We start from the raw sequence: 18,731 nt of genomic DNA on the forward strand, positions 1-18,731 counted from the left end.
ACACGCACGTCCCGGACCGCCCGCCCTTCGCTGTCCGCCCCCGAAAGGAACACCCATGTCCCGCACGATCCATCTCGCACTGCACCCGTACGGCGTCGGAGGCCCGGGCCAGCACGGCCTCTGGAAGGACCCGCTCGTAGCGAAGAACTCCAGCATCGACATCAACTACTACATCCAGCAGGCCCAGGCCGCCGAACACGCGCTCTTCGACGCGCTGTTCGTCGTCGACAGCCAGTTCATCAACGACACCTACCCGTCGCACTACCTCAACCGGCTGGAACCGCTCACGCTGCTGTCCGCGGTCGCCACCCACACCAGGCACATCGGCCTGGTCGGCACGGCGAGTTCCACGTACAACTCGCCGTTCAACCTCGCCCGCCGGTTCTCCTCCCTCGACCACATCAGCGGCGGGCGCGCCGGGTGGAACGTCGTCACCAGCTTCGACACCGGCACGTCCAGGAACTTCGGCCTGGACGAACACCTCGACTACGCCACCCGGTACGGCCGCGCCCTGGAGTTCGTCCAGGTCGCCCGCGGTCTCTGGGACTCCTACGAGGACGACGCCTTCCCGGCGGACGTGGCACGTGACGTGTTCCTCGACCCGGCCAGGCTGCACGGGCTCGACCACGTCGGAGAGCACTTCAAGGTGGCCGGCCCGCTCAACCTCTCCCGTTCGCCCCAGGGCCAGCCGGTCATCTTCCAGGCGGGGGTCTCCGCCGAGGGGCGCGACCTGGCCGCTCGGGTGGCCGAGGGCATCTACGCGCCGGGCGGTTCCCTGGAGCAGGCGCAGGAGTACTACGCCGACATCAAGACGCGTACCGCCGCCTACGGACGCAACCCCGACCACATCAAGGTCTTCATCCACGGCGGCCCGATCGTCGGGGCGACCGACGCGGACGCCAGGCGGCGCGAGCGGGAGATCTTCGAGGAGGACAACGACTTCGCGCGCAACCTCGCACTGCTGGGCCGCTCCTTCGGCGCGTACGACTTCAGCGTGCACGACCTGGACGCGCCGTTCCCGGACGTCTCCCACCTCGCGGAGAAGGGGGGCCGGACCGGGGCGGCGAAGCTCATCGAGCGCGCCCGGACCGAGAACCTGACCCTGCGCCAGGTCGCCGAGTCCGTCAACGCGTTCCGCAGCTCCCCGTTCGTCGGCGCTCCGGAGACCGTGGCCGACACGATCGAGCGGTGGTTCGAGGCCGGCACCTTCGACGGGATCAACCTCGCCTTCCGGAACAACGACGACCTCGGCCGTTTCGTGGACGGTGTGGTGCCGCTCCTGCAGAAGCGCGGCCTGTTCCGCACGGAGTACGAGGCCGACACGCTGCGCGGCAACCTCGGGCTGCCGGTGCCGGACAACCGCCACACCCTGGCGCGCGCGTCCGAGCCCGAGCCGGAGCTCGTGCACGACTGACCGCCCCCGGTCCACGGCGACGCAGCCGTGCCCCCGCCCCCACCGCACCCGAACCAGCAGGAGTCCGACATGCCCGAGTACACCGACCACTTCGGCCCCGAGGGCCTGCGCACACGCGGCACCGTCCTCGTGGTGCCGGGCCGGGGCGAGACCCGCGCGGCCTACGCCCGTTTCGGCCGGCGCCTGGCCGCCGACGCCTACCGCGTACGCGTCGTCGACGCACCCGGCCTCGACTCCGGCGGTCTGACCGCGGCGCTGACCCGGTTCGGCGCGGAGCTGGCGGAGGCGGCGGACGGCACCGCCGGCGACGACGACGGCGTCGTCCGTCCGGTCGTGGTGGTGGGCGCCGACTCGGGCGCCGCGGCCGTGGCCGCGCTGCTCGGTCCGGCCGCGGCCCCCGGCACCTGGCGGCCGGACGCGGTCGTCCTCGCGGGCCTCCCCGGCCTGGCGTCCACGACGGCCGGGACGTGGGAGCAGGAGCTCGACGTGCGTACGTCCTGCCCCGCCCATCGCCACACGCTCAGCCAGGATTCCGGGGTGCGGCGGGGATCGCTCGGGGAGTCGGTCCCGGAAGCGCTGCTCGCGGCGGCCTACGCCGGCGAGAGCGGCGACGGGTCGGACGCGAGCGCCGCTGTCCCGACCCCGACCCTGATCCTGGTCGGGGACGAGGACCCGCTCGCCGACCACTCCGCACTGGCCGGTACGGCGAAGTCACGCTCCCGGGCCCGCCTCTCGGTGGTCCGCGGCGGCCACCACGACGTGCTGAACGATCTCCAGCACCGTTCCGTGGCTGCCGAGACCGTCACCTTCCTGGAGACCGTGCGCAACGAGCTGACGCCTGTGATCGCGGTGGAGTCCAGTGCCTGGTGACCGATGTCGTCCGGCCGCACGTCCGCCCGGCCGGTACCGCCCCGCCCACTCGCGTTCCCCGATCCGAAAGGTTCCCCCATGGCCACCATCCTGTCCGTGTCCGGCAGCCCGTCCTCGACCTCCCGCACCGCGCGGCTCCTGCGTGAGCTGGACGACCGGCTGAGGGCCCAGGGCCACGACGTGACCTCGCTGGAGGTCCGCACACTGCCTCCCCACGCGCTCCTGGGCGCGGACTTCAAGCACCCGGCGATCGTCGGGGCCACGGAACTCTTCGAGCAGGCGGACGGGGTGGTGATCGCCACTCCCGTGTACAAGGCGGCCTACTCCGGGCTGCTCAAGTCGCTGCTCGACGTGCTCCCCCAGTACGCGCTGACCGGCAAGACCGTCCTGCCGCTCGCCACCGGCGGCAGCATCGCCCATGTGCTGGCGATCGACTACGCGTTGCGCCCGGTGCTGAGCTCCATGGGCGCCGCGCACATCGTGCCGGGGTGGTTCACGCTCGACAAGGACATCACCGTCGGCCACGACGGCGCGCTGACCGTGGCGCCCGACTCGGCCGAGGCGCTGGCGCAGGTGACGGACGGGTTCTCCGCGGCGCTGGACAGCCGGACGGCGGTACTGGCGGCCGCCGAGTAGGCAAGCTGGAGTGCCGTTGGGCAGACGGGGCCGGGGGCACAGAAGCATGCTGAGGACGCAGAGCATGCCGGGGGCCTGCATGGCCCGTTCCTGGAGGAGAGGTCCGTGTGAATGAGCTGGATTCCGCGGTCGTCCTGGTGACCGGTGTGATGGCGTCGGGGAAGTCCACGGTGGCCGAACTGCTCTGCGCTCGTCTGCCGCGGGCCGCACATGTGCGGGGCGATGTCTTCCGCCGGATGACGGTCTCCGGCCGCGAGGAGCTGCTTCCGGAGGAAACGGCGGAGTCCCGGGCCCAGTTGGAGCTCCGCTACCGCATCTCGGCGATGGTCGCCGACGCGTACGCATCGGACGGCTGGACCGCGGTCGTCCAGGACATCGTCCTGGGTGAGGACCTGCTCCGGTACGTGGAAGGGGTGCGCACCCGCCCCCTGTACGTCGTCGTGCTGGCTCCCTCCACGGACGTGGTGCGGAGCCGGGAGGCCGGGCGGGCCAAGACCGGGTACGGGGTCTGGACCGTTGAAGCGCTCGACCGGTCGTTGCGCGTGGAGACCCCGGACATCGGTCTCCGGCTGGACAGTTCGGAGCTGACCCCCGACGAGACCGTCTCGGCGATCCTCGCGCGTCTGCCCGCTGCACGCGTCGATCCCCGATGAGCGTGCGGGCCCCTCGCGGACCCGCACGCTCATCCCCCTCTAACGAGCGCCGGCACCGGCCCGCAGACCGTTGACCATCAGCTCCAGCAGGTGCTCGGCATGGTCGTCGTCCACCTGCTCGCGCATCCAGGCCGCGGCGTTCATCAGCGCGTTCACGTCCGCCGCCGTGACGCCGTCGCCCACCGCACCCGCCCCGTGCGCCGCGGCCAGCAGGTCGTCCGTGATCGCCGCCATCCGCGCGCACGCCTCGTGCAGTTCCGACGCCTCGTCACCGAGGCCGTCCATCTGCAACTCCGCAAGCCCCCGGTAGGCCGCCGCGTGTGTCGCGACGGCACGCATCCACTGCGTGAGGGCGTCCAACGGCTCCCTGTCCCTGCCCAGTTCGTCGCCGAACGCGAACAGCTTCGCGTGCCGCTCGCGCAGCAAGGCAGCACACAGAGCGAGCCGGTTGGGGAAGTGCCCGTACAGCGTCCCGATCGCCACTCCGGCGCGGCGGGCGATCCCGCCCAGTGACGCACCGGTGCCCTGCGCGCGGAACGCCTCGTCCGCCGCAGCCAGGATGGACTCCTGGTTCCGCTGCCCGTCGGCGCGCGGCCGACGTGTTCGAGTGCTGCTCATCTGTGTGCTCACCTGTCCGCCCTTGTGCCTGGTCCTGCGTCTGTTCCTGTGCCTGCCCTTGTCAAGTCGAGGGGTACTCGACTTATTATCCCGAGGGATCCTCACTTTAGACGAAGGACGTCACATGATTCTGGTCACCGGAGCCACCGGCTCCATCGGCAGACATCTGGTCCGCCGGCTGCGGGAACTCCGGGTGGAGTTCACGGCGCTTGTCCGGGATGCCGACAAGGGCCGCGCGCTCGGCTGCCGGTACGTCGTCGGGGACCTCGACGACCCCGGCTCCGTCGCGGCGGCGCTGGTGGGTGTCGACCGGCTGCTGCTCAACTCCGCGGGGGCCGCCCCCACCGCCGACGGGGCACCCCAGCCGATGATCGCCCAGCAGAAGGCCGTGATCGACGCGGCCGTACGTGCGGGCGTGACCCGCATCGTCAAGGTCTCGGTCTGGCACGCGCACCGGGGCGGCAGGCTCGCCGAGGGTGCGCACTGGGAGATCGAGCAGCATCTCAAGGCGTCGGGCGTCGACTGGTCGCTGCTCCAGCCCAGCGGCTTCATGCAGAACTTCCTCACGGGAGCGGGCACGTTCAGCGACGACGGAAGTCTCATCGCGGCCGCTCCCGACGCCCCCGTCTCGTACGTCGACTGCTACGACATCGCCGCCTGTGCGGCCTCGCTGCTCACGGAGGACGGGGGCACGGGACGCGCGTTCGTGCTGACCGGCCCCGAAGCGCTGACGATGGCCGAGATCGCCGGGCAGCTCTCCCCCGTCCTCGGCCGGCCCGTCGGCATCGTGAGCCTGGGGCCCGACGCGATGGCCCTGCGGCTCCGGACGCTGGGGGTTCCCGCGCAGTTCGCCGACGACGTAGCCCACTTGTGGGCCGAGGTCGCGACCGGCTCGCTGGCCGGGACGACCCGCGAGGTCGAGAACCTGACCGGCCGCGAACCCCGCACCTTCGCCCAGTTCCTGCACGCCAACCGGGCCGCCTTCCGTTGATGCGCGGCCAAGGACGCACCGGTTCGCCGTCTCTTCCCGCCGTCGTCCGTCAGCGGGGAGAAGGGGCGATCCGGACGCGTCGGCTCGCGTCGTCCGAGAGGAACGCCGCCAGCTCCCGCCCCTCCTCGGTGACGGCGCTGCGGTCGCTCCGGCCGAGGCGGGTCAGCGGAGTCACCGTCACGGTGTCCTCCTCGACGCTCCACGTCGCGGCGACCCGGCCGTCGACGAGGACGACACGCTCACCGGCGACCGACAGGCCGCGGTGGGCGTCGTCGATGATCCGGGTGCGGTCCTGATAGCCGAGGATCGCGTTGTCGAACGCGGGCAGGAAGCGCACCGGGGCGGGCGTGTCGGGGTCGGGCCTCGGCGCGTCGGGCAGGTCCAGGAGTTCGCGGCCCCGCTCGTCGCGGAAGGTCACCAGCTCCTCCCGGATCGCGGCGATCGCCGCCGGCAGTCCGGCCAGGCCGCTCCAGGCCCGCAGGTCGGCCGAGGCGGCGGGCCCGTAGGCGGCCAGATAGCGGCGGGCCAGGGCTTGACCGACGGGGTCGGTGCCGTCAGGAGCGGGCGGGTCGGCGGCGCGGCCCAGCCAGTCGGCGAGCGGCACGTTGCGCACCCCTCCCTTGGTGCGCCAGAGCCCGCGCGGCGGCGTCTGCACCATCGGGACGAGCGCGGCGACCAGCATCTCGCCGAGGGGGCGCGCCCCCGGCGCCGGCCAGCGGCCGGCGACCTCCCGGGCGAGCCGGCTCATCGAGCGTGGGACACCGTCGGCCATGACGGCACGGCCGGCCGCGGCGAGTTCGTCGAGGTCCACCCCGGCGAGTTCGCTCCGGTACGTGCCGAGCACCCGTTGCCGCAGCATGGCGTCGTGCCGGGCCCGCCAGGTCAGCGCGTCGTCCGCGGTGACGAGGTGGACGGTGCGGCGCATGAGGTGCGTCCGGACCACGTCCCGTCCCGTGAGGAGGTCCGAGAGCACCGCCGGGTCGAAGGCGCGCAGCCGTGACCAGAGCCCGGTGAACGGTTCCTGCGGCTCCTGCGCCTGGAGACCGCCGAGGTGCGCGACGGCGTCGAGCGCGGGCAGATCCGCGCGGTCGAGCAGGAGCTGCCGGGCGAGCGTCGCGCGGTTGAGCGCCCGCGTGCCGAGAACGGTCATCGGGGCGCACCGGGGCGCGCACGGGGGCCGGTCACCGGGGCGTTCGCTTCGGGGGCGACGGCGGGCGCGCTGCCCCGGGCGTCTGCCCGCTCCCGTTCGTACAGCTTCACAGTGGTTCCGTTCTCCTCGGTTCCGTACACGTCGCAGGTGGGCTGCCGGTCAGGTGGCGGTCCGGCCGTCGATCGTCTCGCGGAGGATGTCCGCGTGCCCGGCGTGCTGGGCGGTCTCGGCGATGACGTGCGTCAGGACCCGCCGCACGCTGCGCACCGCTCCCGGCTCGTGCCAGGGTGCCGCGGGCAGCGGGTGGGTCGCGGACAGGTCGGGTACGGAGGCGATGACCTCCTCGGTCCTGGCGGCGACCTGCTCGTAACGGGCGACGACCCCGGCCAGGGTGTCGCCGGGCAGCATCCGGAACTCGTCCTGGTGGTCGGTCATCCACTTCGGGATCTCGCGCGCGGTACCGGCCGCGAGGTCCGCCCAGGTGACTCCCTCGGGCAGGTCGTGGCTCATGGCGGACGGGCCCGAGACCACGAACCGCATCCAGCTCTCCTCCGTGGACGCGACGTGCTTGATCAGCCCGCCCAGGCAGAGCGCGCCCGCGGTCGGGGTCCGTGCGGCCTGCTCGTCGTCGAGGTCCCGGGTCGTGGCGACGAGCGCCGATCTGGCTGCCGCGAGCGCGGCGAGAAGATCCTCGCGCTCGGCGTCGACGGCGGGCCGCGGCGTGGTGGAGGGGGTCATGGCGATCGGTTCCTTCCGGTGGGTCCCGTGGTCCTGCACACACCTACCGTCGCAGGAGAAGCGGTCAGGTCATGGCCGCTTCTCCGGGCACCATGGGAGGCATGCCGAAGACATCAGCGCGACTGCTGTCACTGCTCTCACTGCTGCAGGCCCGCCGGGACTGGCCGGGGGCGCTGCTGGCCGAGCGCCTGGACGTCAGCGCGCGCACGGTCCGCCGCGACATCGACCGTCTGCGGGAGCTCGGCTATCCCGTACTGGCCTTCAAGGGGCCCGAGGGCGGGTACCGGCTCGACGCGGGGGCCGAACTGCCGCCGCTGCTGTTCGACGACGAACAGGCGGTCGCCCTCGCCATCGCCCTGCAGACCGCCACCACGACGGGGGCCGGGATCGAGGAGGCCGCTGCGCGCGCCCTGAACACCGTCCGGCAGGTCATGCCGGCCCGGCTGCGCCACCGCGTCGACACCCTCCGGGTCACCGCCGTGGAGCGTGCGGCACCCGGGGCCCATCCCCAGGCCGACAGCGCCGTGCTCATGGCGCTCAGCGCCGCCGTGCGCGCGCGTGAGGTGCTGCGGCTCGACTACGCCGCCGCGGGCCCGCCGGAGGCGAAATCACCGCGCCGGGTGCAGCCCCACCACCTCGTGACGTGGGGCGGGCGCTGGTACCTCGTCGCCTGGGACCTCGACCGGGAGGACTGGCGCACCTTCCGCGCCGACCGGATCACCCCGCGCACCCCCACGGGCCCCCGCTTCACCCCGCGCGAACTGCCCGGGGGCGATGTGACCGCCTTCGTGGCGGGCCGGTTCCGGGGCACGGACGGCACCGGCACCTGGCCGTGCCGCGGCGAGGTGATTCTCGGCCTGCCCGCGGCCGCCGTGTCGCGCTATGCCCGGGACGGCATCGTCGAGGCCCTCGGCCCGAACCGGTGCCGGCTCGTCCTGGGCTCCTGGTCGTGGCCCGGCCTGGCCGCCGCCGTCGGCGCGTTCGACACCGACATCACGGTCGTCGGCCCGGCGGAGCTCAGGGATGCCTTCGCGCTCCTGGCCCGCCGGTACGCGGACGCGGCGGGAGACCGAGCCGCCGGGCCGCCGATCGGTCACACCGCGAACCCGACCCGTGCCAGTAGCTCGCCTGCCGGTCCCTGACGGTCTGCTCGCCGGCCGGGAACACGGTGTCCGACGGCATCGTGGCTCGGCGGCAACGCGGTGTCCGGTCCGCGCCTTGCCCGAGCGGGCACCGGTACTCAGACCGCGGTCAGACGCCGTGTGCCCGCGGCCGGTGCTCGGGCAGCCAGGCCACCGCATGGGCCACGGCGTCGGTGAGCGGGAACAGCCGGGTCTCCGCGCCGCCGACCCTGCCCCGTGCCACCGGGTGCCCCTTCTCGAAGGACGCGCCCAGGTCGTCGAAGCGTTCGGAGGAGATGGAGGTGTCGCCCACCGTGCTCCAGCGGCGGCCCCGCGAGGTCATGGCCGCGAAGGAGTTCCGCACCTGCGGTGCGGCGATCCGGTACTCGGCCAGGTGGAAGGCGGTACAGGAGTCGAATCCCGCGCCCAGGAGCAGAATCCGGGCGTCCGCCTCCTCCAGCCGGGCCAACGGGCTGCGCTCGCCGAGCCTGCAGTCGAGCGCGTGCCCGTCGACGATCGCGGCGGCGCGCGGTCCCACGGCCGCGAACGAGGTCTGCGGGTGGCTGCTGCGGAGCGCTCCGGGCCAGGTGCGGAGCGTCTCCGGGATGACGCCGACCCCCAGGCTGCGTGTGGTGCGCGCGTCGAAAGCCGGCGTCGCGGCCCGGATGCCGTCCCACCAGGCCTCCGGAACGGGCGGGTTGGTCCAGTGCGCCGGGTCAGAGTTGTCCGCGGAGTGCGTCGGGACGACCAGGGTGCCTTCGGGCCCGAGGGTGTCGAGCAGCGCCGAGACCACGGCACCGGGGCCGCCGCAGACCCAGCCGAGCGAACTGAGCGAGGAGTGCACAAGAAGCGTCTCGCCCGGGCGTATGCCCAGTGCGCGCAGGTCGGAGGCGAGCGACTCACGGGTGCACAGGGGGCCGGTCGGGGGCTTGATCGTCATGAAGGGTCAGTCTCCGGGTGCGGCGGACCCGGCACCAGTGGTTTTCTCCCCGCCGGAAAGCCCTCGCCCGGTCGGCCGCGGGCCGGTGCAAGTGCACTCACCGGCCCACCGCGCACATGCAGCAGGGCCCGGAACCTGATGGTTCCGGGCCCTGCTCCGACAGTAGCGGGGACAGGATTTGAACCTGCGACCTCTGGGTTATGAGCCCAGCGAGCTACCGAGCTGCTCCACCCCGCGTCGTTGTGTTCCCCACCGTATGCCATGTCCGGGGCCCCTCCTGACCACTTCCCCGCCCGGGCCCGGTGTTCCGGGTCGCGCGCGCCGTCACCACGGCAGCGGACCCTCGGCGGAGAAGAAGCCCCCGGTGGGCCCGTCGGGGCCCAGGAGCGCCATCCGGACGATGATCGCGGCGCCCTGCTCGACCGTCTGGACGCCGGTGTTCCCGTTGAGATCGGTCTTCGTGTAGCCGGGTTCCACGGCGTTGATCCGGATGTCCGGGAACGCCTTGGCGTACTGCACGGTGATCATGTTCACCGCGGTCTTCGAGGCGGGATACGCCACACCCGGGTAGGCGTGCGTCGGGGTGCCGGGGTCGGTGACGCGGGCCAGCGAGGCGAGTCCGCTGCTGAGGTTCACGACGACCGGGGCGGCGGACCGCCGCAGCAGGGGCAGGAACGCGTGGGTGACGCGTACCGTGCCGAAGACGTTCGTCTCGAAGGTCCGGCGCATCATGTCGGCGGTGACATCCGCGGCGCCGATCACCTCGTTCTCCGCGCCCCGGCCTTCGACGCCCGCGTTGTTGATCAGTACGTCCAGTCCGCCGTCCGCCTCGATGGCGCGGGCGGCGGCTTCGACGGACGCGTCGTCGGTGACGTCGAGAACGACCGTTCGTGCACCCAGTTCCTCTGCGGCGAGGCGCCCGCGCCCGGCGTCCCGGCTTCCGATGTAGACGGTGTGGCCTGCGGCGACCAGCTGGCGGGCGGTCTCGCGGCCCAGGCCCTTGTTCGCTCCGGTGATCAGTGTGGTGGTCATGGGTCCAGATTGCGGCGGATGGCCGGGCGCAGCCAGACGTCCCGTCTTCCTGGGACTGCCGGTACCAGGAAGACACGCGGCCCTCGGGGCACACTGAGGGGTATGGCGACGTCGGAGTTCGGACAGGCACTGCGACGCTGGCGCGACCGGGTTCCGCCGCAGGCGGCCGGGCTTCCCGCCGGCGGGCAGCGGCGTGCGGCCGGACTGCGCCGTGAGGAGCTGGCCCTGCTCGCGGGCATCTCCGCCGACTACGTCACCCGGCTGGAACAGGGCCGGGCCTCGAACCCCTCGGCCCAGGTCGTCGAAGCCCTGGGCAGGGCGCTGCGGCTGTCGGGGACGGAGCGGACGCACCTGTTCGGGCTGGCAGGCCTCGTCCCACCGGGCCGGGACACGGTGCCCGCGTACATCACGCCGGGTGTCCACCGGCTGATCGACCGCCTGGGCGCGACCCCGCTGGCGGTCCACGACGCCTCGTGGACGCTCCTGCTGGCCAACCCGCCCTACGCGGCCCTGATGGGCGACCCCTCGGGGTGGCGCGGCCACGAGCGGAACGGCGTGTGGCGCAACTTCCTCGGACGGCCGGGGCGGGTACGTCACACCGAGGAGTCGCGACGTGAGCTGGAAGCCGCGCTGGCGGCCGACCTGCACGCGGTCGCCGACCGCTACCCCGCCGATCCGCGGCTGCGCGGACTGGTGGCGGAACTGCGCGCGGGCAGCGACCGGTTCGCCGCCCTGTGGGAGTCCGGCACCGTGGGGCAGCACCGTTCCGCGCGCAAGACGATCGACCATCCGCACGTCGGAGCGCTCACGCTCGACTGCGACGTCCTGACCGTGGAGGGCAGCGAGCTGCGCATCATGGTCTACACGGCCGAGCCGGGCACCGAGGACGCCGAACGCCTGGCACTGCTCACGGTGCTCGGCACCCAGGCCCTCGTCGGCTGACGCGCCGCCGCCCGCCCGCTCCCCCGTCGCCGGCTCCGACCGGTCGGCACGTCAGGAACGCCCTGTCGTAGGGTAGTTGTGGTAGCCACTCACACAGAGGGAGCACACGTATGCCGATCGCACTCGGTCTTGGTCTTCCCCAGACGAAGCAGTACGACCTCAGCCGTGACGTCGCCACCGCGGCGCGCGCCGCGGAGGCCGTGGGATACGAGAGCCTGTGGGTGTTCGAGCGGGTGCTGTTCCCCGAGCCTGCGACACAGGGTCTGTACGGGGTTCCGGGGCTGGCCTGGCCCGAGCACTACCGCGGCGTCTCCGACCCGCTGATCACGCTGACGCTGGCCGCCGCGGCCACGGAGCGGGCCCGGCTCGGCACCAGTGTCCTCGTCGCCCCGCTGCACGTGCCCTTCCAGCTCGCTCGTTCGCTGGCCACACTCGACGCCGCCAGCGGCGGCCGCGTGGTCGCCGGGCTGGGTACGGGATGGTCCCTGGACGAGTACGCGGCCGCCTCCGTCGCCCCCTTCGAGAAGCGCGGCGCGGTGCTGGACGAGCTGCTGGACGTGTGCGCGGCCGTCTGGGGTCCGGACCCCGTCTCGTACAAGGGGGATCTGACCACGATCGCGCCGTCCGAGGTGGGGCCCAAGCCGGCCCGCCCGATCCCCGTCTACCTGCCGGCCGGCAGCTCCCGGGCCAGGCGCCGTCTGGTCGACCGGGCCGACGGCTGGATGCCCGTCGCCATGGGCCCCGCGCAGCTGTCCGAGCAGTGGCGGCAGCTCCAGGACCTCGCGGCCGAGCGGGGACGCGAGCGTCCGGTCGGAGTCTGTGCCCGTGCCAACGCGCGGTACAGCGCGACCCCTGTGGCCGGCCCGGACCGGAAGCCGTTCCACGGCAACACCGCGCAGATCGTCGAGGACCTCGCCGCCCACGCCGCCACGGGCGTGCCGGAGATCATGCTGGACCTCCAGACGCAGCTGCGTGACGTGTCGGAGTACGTCGACGTGGCGACCGAGGTGTACGAGGCCGCGCGGGCGGCCGGCGTCTGACCGCACGGGAGGCGGCGGGGCTGCCGTCACGCTCCGGTCCCCGGTTCCATGACGGCTCCCCGCATCCCCGGCGGATCCCCTGCCACCTGACATTCCCCTTCCGGGACACCCGCCGACGGAGGAACGCGACCGATGGACGACCGCACCGCACTGGCCGAGCGGTTCGAGACGGACAGGAGCCATCTGAAGGCGGTGGCCTACCGGATGCTCGGTTCGGCGGCCGAGGCCGACGACGCCCTCCAGGAGTCGTGGCTGAGGGCCTCTCAGGCCGACATCAGCGAGGTCCGGAACCTCACCGGCTGGCTGACCACCGTCGTCGGCCGGGTCTGCCTGAACATGCTCCGCTCCCGCCGTACCCGGCGTGAGGATCCCATCGACGCGTACGACCGGACGTCCGGTCCCGGCGAGGGGGACGACCCGGAGCAGGAGGCCGTGCTGGCCGACTCGGTCGGACTGGCCCTGTTGGTGGTGCTGGACACGCTGGCGCCCGCGGAGCGTCTGGCGTTCGTGCTCCACGACATGTTCGCGGTGCCGTTCGACGAGATCGGCACGCTGCTCGACCGGTCGGCGGACTCCGCCCGGCAGCTCGCGAGCCGGGCCCGCCGCCGGGTCAAGGGCGGTGGTGCGGCGCCCGTCGCGGATCTGGCACGTCGCCGGCGGGTCGTGGAGGCCTTCCTGGCGGCGTCCCGCGGCGGGGACTTCGACGCGTTGGTCGCGCTGCTTCATCCCGATGTGGTCCTGCGTGCCGACCGCTCGGTCGTTCCCACACCGGAGCCCGTCGTGGTCCGGGGCGCCCACACCGTCGCGCAGGGCGCGATGGCGGCCACCGGACGGGCCCTGTTCACCGGGATCGCGCTCGTCGACGGATCGGTCGCACTGGCGATGGCGCCGCTCGGGCGGCTGCGCCTGGTCCTCGGCTTCACCCTCGTGGACGACCTGATCACCGAGATCGATGTCGTCGCGGACCCCGACCGGATCCGCGGGCTCGACATCGCCGTCCTGGAGGACTGACAGGGGCTGCGGCCGGGCCCGTTGTCATACCCCCGTGGCAGGGTTTTCGACGGATGCCCGACCGGGTGTCCGCCTCTCACTGTCGGACGCAGTCGTACGGCTGCCGAAGGAGCGCTCACCATGTCCGTGGCCGACGACACCCGCACCTCGCTCGCCGCCGCGGCGGCGCTGCTCGCACCCGCCCATCAGGCCGTCGGTGACCGGGTGCTGCACGCCGTCGACGATCCCGGGGCGTACGTGCGCGCCCACGCCGGCGCGCTGGCGGACCGGGGTATCGACGCGCCGGTGCCCGACCTCGCCTGGATAGCGCTCATCGACGCGCTGGCCGACCACCGGCTGCTGGCGGAGCTGGACTGGAAGGAGGACTCCGCGGAGATACGCTCCCAGCTGCGCGGGCTCGACTCGCGGCCGTCCGTGGATCCTTGGGTGCTGTTCGAGGAGGGCGACATGCGCCTGCCGACCCATGAGTTCCTGGAGACGTGCGGGCGGCACTACCGCGAGGTCGGCGGGGCGCTCGTCGTCCTCGACATCGAGTCGGACTGCTATCCCGTGGTGGGCCTGCGCGCCGCACGGGTCGAGGAACTCACCGCGCTCGCCGCCCGGGCGGGGTTCACCGCGCGTCCGCTCGGCGGCTGATCACCGGGCCGGGCGATCGCCCGCCCTGCGGGCCGGTCCGTCATGCCGCCGGATCCTGGGCGCGCCGATAGCTGACGCCGTCCTTCGTCCGGGTCAGCAGGCCGCCGATGACCATGTAGCGGCGCAGAGCCGCGCAGTCCTCGTGAACGGTGAGAAGGGCGTCGTTGACCTCACGTTCGGTGTACGTCCGGCCGGGCTCGAACAGCGTTTCCGTGAGGTGGACGAGGAGTTGCTCGCGGCGGGCCGTCTTGCGCGGGATCGCCGTGAGACGGCCGTGCGAGAAGAGGGCGGCCACCCCGTGGCTGGCGCTGGATCGGTTGTCGGACATGCCGCGAAGCCTGTCAGCAGCTCCGGCCTGCGGCAACACATTTCTCGGCGCTGCCCGGCGGGGACTGACCATCGACGTCCGTCCGTCGGGATGTGCTCTCAGCGGTCTGCCCGGCGGAACCGAGTTGACGCAGGGGTGTTCACACGGTTCCCTGCTGCGATGAGTGACCTTCGCATCGAGCGGGTGGACGGCGACGCCATGCTCCTGGACTGGCGCCGCGTCCACAACACGATCATTCCCACCGCGGTGCTGTCGCTCGCGGAGGTGACCGAACGCGCCGGCCGCAACCTGCTGGCCGTCGCATACCTCGACGACGTTGCGGTGGGCTGCTCGACCGTGCGGCCGCCGGCCGATGGCGCTTCGGTGGCCACCGTGATCGCGCGGGTGCTGCCGGATCACCGCGGCCAGGGGTTCGGCGGTCAGTTGTACGCGCGTGGCCTGGCGGAGGCCCGTGCGCTCGGCGCCGACGTGATCGAGACCTGTGTCCTCGCGTCGAACCCGGAGGGGCTGCGCTTCGCGCTCGGCCATGGATTCGTCGAGACGGATCGGTACGTACTGCCGGGCGACAGCGTGCCGTTCGTCGATCTGAGGCTGGCCTGATCCCATGACGGGCACCCGGTCCATGGACCGGGTGCCGGTGTCCTGGCCCGCGGTCGCGGTGTGTCACGGGTTGCTCGCGACCGGGTCGCCCTCGTGGTGCGGCGCGTGGTCCTGCCCGGGAAGCAGCAAGGGGGTCGTCAGGAGGAGCAGACCGGCGATGGCGATGGCGGTACGGGGGCCGCTGAGGGCCGCCAGCAGACCCCAGAGTGCGGTCAGCGCCGCGATGGTGAGTTTGCTGGTGACCGACCACGCCGACAGCGTGCGGGCGATCCGGTCGGGTGGGACCTGCTCGAGCCGGTAGGTGGCGAACACCGGGTTGAACACGCCCATGCAGGTGATCAGTCCGAACTCGACCGCGACGACGAGCGCGAGCCCGGCCACGCCGGGCTGGACGAAGGCCGGCCCGATGGACCAGCACGCGCGCATCGCCCCGGCGGTGAGCAGCACCTTGTGCCGTCCGAACCGTGCGACGAGCCGGCGGGCCAGTCGTGAGCCGACGATGCCGCCGACGCAGGGCAGGCCGAACGCGAGACCGTACTGCCAGGGGGCGAAGCCGAGGCCGCCGAGCATGAGGACGGCGAGCAGCGGCGAGGTCGCCAGGATCAGGCCGTTGACCAGGACCGTGTTGAGGAACAGGGGGCGGGCCCGGTGGGTCAGGATGTGCCGCCATCCTTCGAGCAGGTCGCCGGGGCGGAGCCGCCCCCGGTGCGCGCCGGTGCGTGCGGGCTGCGGCTCGTTGCCGCCGATCGCGCGGATTCCCGCCGCCGAGAGCAGATAGCTGACCGCGTTGGCCACCACGGTCATGACCGGGCCGAAGAACCCGATCGCGGCCGTGCCGGCGGGCGGCCCGAGCACGGTGGCGGTCCAGGTCGTGGACTCGAACCGCGCGTTCGCGACGAGCAGGTCCTCCGGCCGCACGAGCGCCTTCACACACGCGCCACCGGCCGCGTTGAAGGCGATGTCGGCCGCGCCGACGACGACGGACACCACCAGGAGCTGGACGAAACCGAGCAATCCGAGCGCGTACGCGGCGGGGACGCTCATCAGCGCCACGCACCGGATCAGGTCCATCGCGATCATCACCGGCCGCTTGCGCCGGAACTCCACCCACGGCCCGAGCGGCACCGCCACCACGGCCCCCACCGCCGGCCCCGCGGCCGCCAGCACCGACACCTCGGCCGGACCGGCGCGCAGTACGAGGATCGCGATCAGTGCGAACGCGTCGAACGCGAGCCACGTGCCGAACGTGCTGACCCCGTAGGCCGCCCACAGCCACCCGAACCGCCGGCCCAGGCGTCTGTTGCCCCTCATGCCCGGCTCACCCACCCCTCAAGCTCCCGTCCGCACAAACCGAGGTTGACCAGGAGGAGCAAAGCCCGCAGCACAACAGCAGGTCAAACAACCGAACTGCCCGCAAGCCACAACCAGGAGTTGTCCTCTAGGGTGGATCGGCATGGACCTCGACACCGTCCGGACCTTCGTCGCCGTGGCTGACGCGGGACAGTTCCAGGAAGCCGCCGCCGAGCTCGCGGTCACCCAGCAGGCCGTCTCCAAGCGCATCGCCACGCTGGAGCGCGGTCTCGGCGCCCGGCTGTTCACCCGCACCGCGCGCGGCGCCGAGCTGACCATCGACGGGCAGGCGTTCCTGCCCCACGCGCGTGAGCTCCTGCGTGTCGCGGAGCGCGCGTCCGCGTCCGTGCGCGGCGGCAGCCGTCCGCTGCGCGTGGACGTGATCAACTCGCGCGGCGCGGCGTCGGGCCTGATGCGCGACTTCCATCGCGCGCACCCCGGGATCGAACTCGACGTGCTGATGCTGTTCGACATCGAGGCGGCCGTCGCCGCCGTCCGGTCCGGTGCGATCGACGCGTCCTTCCGCGCCGTCGCCGTCCCCGGTCGCCCCCTTCCCGAGGACATCGAGTCCGTCCGGGTCGTCGACGAGCCGCTCCAGCTCCTCACCGGCCCCGCCCATGCGCTGGCGGGTGCCCGGTCGGTGCCGCTCGCCCGGCTCGCCGGGCACCGGATCTGGATGCCCGGCATCGTCCCGGGTACCGAGTGGGCCGCCTACTACGACGATCTCGTCGCCGAGTTCGGCCTCACCATCGAGGCGACCGGCCCCAACTTCGGCTCAGACGCGCTCCTCGACACCATCGCCGACACCCCGGCCCTGGCCACCTTCATGGGCGGGCAGACCCGCCTCGTCTGGCCCGCGGGTCACGGCCTGCGCCGCATCCCGGTGACCGACCCGACGCCCGTCTACCCGCACTCGCTGATCTGGCGCCGGGACAATCCGCACCCCGCGCTCGCCACACTGCGCGACCACCTCGGCGCCATGCGGCCCGAGCGCCCCGAAGGCGAGACCTGGACACCCGCATGGACACGGCGGTGAGCGGGGCCGCGTCGGCCGGCCGGGCCCAGCGGTGTCCGCGGAGCCCGGCCGGCCGATCCCGCGGCCCCGCGATCAGACCTGCGATCCGTCCTGCGCGGCGGCGAGTTCGCGCACCGTCGCCATGTCGCTGAAGGGGATGAGCTGTTCACCGACGATCTGGAACGGCTCGCTTCCCTTCCCCGCCACCAGCACGATGTCCTCGGGCGCGGCGGATGCCAGGGCGAAGGCGATCGCGTCGCGCCGGTCCGCGTAGCGCTCGAACGGCGTTCCCGTGGCCAGGAGCCCCGGGGTGATCTGGTCCATGATCGCCTCGGGGTCCTCGTTCCTGGGGTTGTCGGAGGTCAGGACGCACAGGTCGGAGCGGGCACCGGCGATCTCGCCCATCCTGGCCCGCTTGGTGACGTCCCGGTCTCCGCCGCAGCCGAAGACGGTGATGACCCGGCCCCGCGCGAAGTCCCTTACGGCGGCGAGGACCTTGTCCAGCGAGTCCGGCGAGTGGGCATAGTCCACGATCACGGCCGTGCCTCGCGCCGTCTCGAAGCGTTCGAGCCGGCCGGGGACCGGGGGCATCCGCTCCAGCGCGGCGACCAGCCCGGCGAGTTCGTGTCCCAGGAGGTGGCAGGCCGCCACGGAGGCCAGCGCGTTGGAGACGGAGAAGCGCCCGGGGACGGGGATCTTCGCCGGGTACTTGCTGCCGTCGTGGTGGAGGATGAACTCGGTGCCGAAGGCGTTCATGTTCAGGTCCGTGGCCCAGTAGTCGGCCGGTGCGTCGATGCCGTAGGTGGCGACCCTGCCCGGCATCGTCGGGGCGATCGCCGCACCCACCGGGTCGTCCGCGTTGACCACGGCGCTGCGGCACAGCCCCTGGAAGAGACGGAGTTTGGCGTCGCGGTAGTGCTCCATCGTGCCGTGGTCGTCGAGGTGGTCCTGGGTGAGGTTGGTGAAGATGCCCACGTCCAGGAAGGCGCGGTCCACCCTGCGGTGCAGGAGTCCCATCGAGGTGGCCTCCAGGACCACCGTGCCGACCTCCTGGTCCCGCATCTGCCCGAGGAGGTACTGGAAGTCCGGTGACTCCGGCGTGGTCAGGACCGAGCGGGGCATCGGGATGAGCGCGTCACCGATCCGGCTGCCCGCCGTTCCGATCACGCCGACCTTCGCGCCCTCGGCGATCCGCAGGACGGACTCGACCATGTACGAGACCGACGTCTTCCCGTTGGTTCCGGTGACCGCCACCATGTCCATGGACCGGCCGGGTTCACCGAAGTAGCGGGAGGTGACCACCGCGGCCGCGATACGGGTGTCCGCCACGCGCACCACACACGCACCGGTGTCGGCGGCCTGCACGGCGGCCAGGATCTCCGGCTCCCCGCTCTCCAGGAGCACGGCGACGGCGCCGCGTGCCAGCGCCGGGCCGACGGCCCCGGGACCGCCCTCCTCGTGCCCGGGAACGGCGATGTAGAGCGAACCCGGTGTGACGCGATGGGCGTCGAAGCAGGCTCCGGCGGTGATCGGGGTCTCCGGATCACCGAGGAGGACCTCGTGATCGTGACCGGCCAGCAACTCCCTCAGATTCATGCAGGGGTCCTCTCGAAAATGCGGCTCGGCCCGTCGGCCGCCGTCGTGGG

20 protein-coding genes and 1 tRNA gene are annotated in these 18,731 nt (G+C 72.7%); 12 read left to right on the plus strand and 9 right to left on the minus strand.

All coding sequences use genetic code 11. The features are described 5' to 3' along the window. Positions 1-55 precede the first annotated feature (55 nt). From OG408_RS02600 to OG408_RS02615, 4 genes are all read left to right on the plus strand, one after another. A complete protein-coding gene (locus OG408_RS02600; RefSeq protein WP_266787322.1) occupies positions 56-1,414 on the plus strand; it encodes an NtaA/DmoA family FMN-dependent monooxygenase in 1,359 nt (452 codons plus the stop codon). A 69-nt stretch (positions 1,415-1,483) separates the two neighbouring features. Further along, complete coding sequence (locus OG408_RS02605) at positions 1,484-2,284, plus strand: alpha/beta hydrolase (RefSeq protein ID WP_326667910.1); 801 nt, start codon at positions 1,484-1,486, stop codon at positions 2,282-2,284. 78 nt (positions 2,285-2,362) lie between these two features. Next, positions 2,363-2,920 (plus strand): NADPH-dependent FMN reductase, encoded by a 558-nt coding sequence (gene ssuE / locus OG408_RS02610; RefSeq protein ID WP_266787318.1) that lies wholly within the window; start codon positions 2,363-2,365, stop codon positions 2,918-2,920. 107 nt (positions 2,921-3,027) lie between these two features. Continuing rightward, positions 3,028-3,573, plus strand: coding sequence for an AAA family ATPase (locus OG408_RS02615; protein WP_326667913.1), 546 nt, complete (start codon positions 3,028-3,030; stop codon positions 3,571-3,573). 39 nt (positions 3,574-3,612) lie between these two features. On the opposite strand, the gene OG408_RS02620 is transcribed toward OG408_RS02615, so the two are convergent. Beyond that, positions 3,613-4,191 carry a TetR/AcrR family transcriptional regulator gene (locus OG408_RS02620; protein WP_266787314.1) on the minus strand — a complete coding sequence of 193 codons (579 nt, stop codon included), beginning with the start codon at positions 4,189-4,191 and terminating at the stop codon, positions 3,613-3,615. A 124-nt stretch (positions 4,192-4,315) separates the two neighbouring features. On the opposite strand from OG408_RS02620, the gene OG408_RS02625 reads away from it, so the two are divergent. Next, entirely contained in the window at positions 4,316-5,182 is an 867-nt protein-coding gene (locus OG408_RS02625; RefSeq protein ID WP_326667915.1) for an SDR family oxidoreductase, read from the plus strand. Positions 5,183-5,231: 49 nt separating this feature from the next. Here OG408_RS02625 and OG408_RS02630 read toward each other — a convergent pair whose 3' ends face one another. Both OG408_RS02630 and OG408_RS02635 read right to left on the minus strand, forming a co-directional pair. Further along, positions 5,232-6,332: a winged helix DNA-binding domain-containing protein gene (locus tag OG408_RS02630; protein ID WP_326667917.1), complete on the minus strand. Its 1,101-nt coding sequence runs from the start codon at positions 6,330-6,332 to the stop codon at positions 5,232-5,234. 159 nt (positions 6,333-6,491) lie between these two features. Further along, positions 6,492-7,070 carry a DinB family protein gene (locus OG408_RS02635; RefSeq protein WP_266787308.1) on the minus strand — a complete coding sequence of 193 codons (579 nt, stop codon included), beginning with the start codon at positions 7,068-7,070 and terminating at the stop codon, positions 6,492-6,494. Between the two features lie 101 nt (positions 7,071-7,171). Here OG408_RS02635 and OG408_RS02640 point away from each other — a divergent pair, with 101 nt between their 5' ends. Further along, entirely contained in the window at positions 7,172-8,212 is a 1,041-nt protein-coding gene (locus tag OG408_RS02640; protein WP_326667920.1) for a helix-turn-helix transcriptional regulator, read from the plus strand. A 109-nt stretch (positions 8,213-8,321) separates the two neighbouring features. Here OG408_RS02640 and OG408_RS02645 read toward each other — a convergent pair whose 3' ends face one another. The 3 genes from OG408_RS02645 to OG408_RS02655 all read right to left on the minus strand — a co-directional run bounded on the left by OG408_RS02645 (position 8,322) and on the right by OG408_RS02655 (position 10,163). Then, entirely contained in the window at positions 8,322-9,131 is an 810-nt protein-coding gene (locus OG408_RS02645; protein ID WP_326667922.1) for an aminoglycoside N(3)-acetyltransferase, read from the minus strand. Positions 9,132-9,294: 163 nt separating this feature from the next. Beyond that, a tRNA-Met gene (locus tag OG408_RS02650) sits at positions 9,295-9,368 on the minus strand. 87 nt (positions 9,369-9,455) lie between these two features. Further along, on the minus strand, positions 9,456-10,163 hold the full coding sequence (locus OG408_RS02655) for an SDR family oxidoreductase (protein WP_266787304.1): 708 nt from the start codon (positions 10,161-10,163) through the stop codon (positions 9,456-9,458). A 102-nt stretch (positions 10,164-10,265) separates the two neighbouring features. On the opposite strand from OG408_RS02655, the gene OG408_RS02660 reads away from it, so the two are divergent. From OG408_RS02660 to OG408_RS02675, 4 genes are all read left to right on the plus strand, one after another. Further along, positions 10,266-11,105, plus strand: a complete 840-nt coding sequence (locus OG408_RS02660; RefSeq protein WP_266787302.1) for a helix-turn-helix transcriptional regulator — start codon at positions 10,266-10,268, stop codon at positions 11,103-11,105. 110 nt (positions 11,106-11,215) lie between these two features. Continuing rightward, positions 11,216-12,145: an LLM class F420-dependent oxidoreductase gene (locus tag OG408_RS02665; RefSeq protein ID WP_266787299.1), complete on the plus strand. Its 930-nt coding sequence runs from the start codon at positions 11,216-11,218 to the stop codon at positions 12,143-12,145. Positions 12,146-12,277: 132 nt separating this feature from the next. Continuing rightward, positions 12,278-13,156, plus strand: a complete 879-nt coding sequence (locus tag OG408_RS02670) for a sigma-70 family RNA polymerase sigma factor (protein ID WP_326667924.1) — start codon at positions 12,278-12,280, stop codon at positions 13,154-13,156. A gap of 120 nt (positions 13,157-13,276) precedes the next feature. Further along, positions 13,277-13,792 carry a DUF6630 family protein gene (locus OG408_RS02675; protein ID WP_266787295.1) on the plus strand — a complete coding sequence of 172 codons (516 nt, stop codon included), beginning with the start codon at positions 13,277-13,279 and terminating at the stop codon, positions 13,790-13,792. 40 nt (positions 13,793-13,832) lie between these two features. On the opposite strand, the gene OG408_RS02680 is transcribed toward OG408_RS02675, so the two are convergent. Then, positions 13,833-14,120, minus strand: a complete 288-nt coding sequence (locus OG408_RS02680; RefSeq protein WP_266787293.1) for a DUF2087 domain-containing protein — start codon at positions 14,118-14,120, stop codon at positions 13,833-13,835. Positions 14,121-14,279: 159 nt separating this feature from the next. Between OG408_RS02680 and OG408_RS02685 the strand changes: the two genes are divergently transcribed. Further along, the gene (locus OG408_RS02685; protein WP_285564041.1) at positions 14,280-14,720 is read left to right on the plus strand and encodes a GNAT family N-acetyltransferase; all 441 of its coding nucleotides are present in this window, start codon (positions 14,280-14,282) and stop codon (positions 14,718-14,720) included. Between the two features lie 63 nt (positions 14,721-14,783). Here OG408_RS02685 and OG408_RS02690 read toward each other — a convergent pair whose 3' ends face one another. Beyond that, the gene (locus OG408_RS02690) at positions 14,784-16,031 is read right to left on the minus strand and encodes an MFS transporter (RefSeq protein WP_326667927.1); all 1,248 of its coding nucleotides are present in this window, start codon (positions 16,029-16,031) and stop codon (positions 14,784-14,786) included. 142 nt (positions 16,032-16,173) lie between these two features. Between OG408_RS02690 and OG408_RS02695 the strand changes: the two genes are divergently transcribed. Beyond that, complete coding sequence (locus OG408_RS02695; protein ID WP_266787287.1) at positions 16,174-17,106, plus strand: LysR family transcriptional regulator; 933 nt, start codon at positions 16,174-16,176, stop codon at positions 17,104-17,106. Positions 17,107-17,178: 72 nt separating this feature from the next. On the opposite strand, the gene OG408_RS02700 is transcribed toward OG408_RS02695, so the two are convergent. Next, positions 17,179-18,681 (minus strand): UDP-N-acetylmuramoyl-L-alanyl-D-glutamate--2,6-diaminopimelate ligase, encoded by a 1,503-nt coding sequence (locus OG408_RS02700; protein ID WP_326667930.1) that lies wholly within the window; start codon positions 18,679-18,681, stop codon positions 17,179-17,181. Positions 18,682-18,731: the final 50 nt, after the last annotated feature.

Source organism: Streptomyces sp. NBC_01257, assembly GCF_035917255.1.
Lineage (GTDB): Bacteria > Actinomycetota > Actinomycetes > Streptomycetales > Streptomycetaceae > Streptomyces.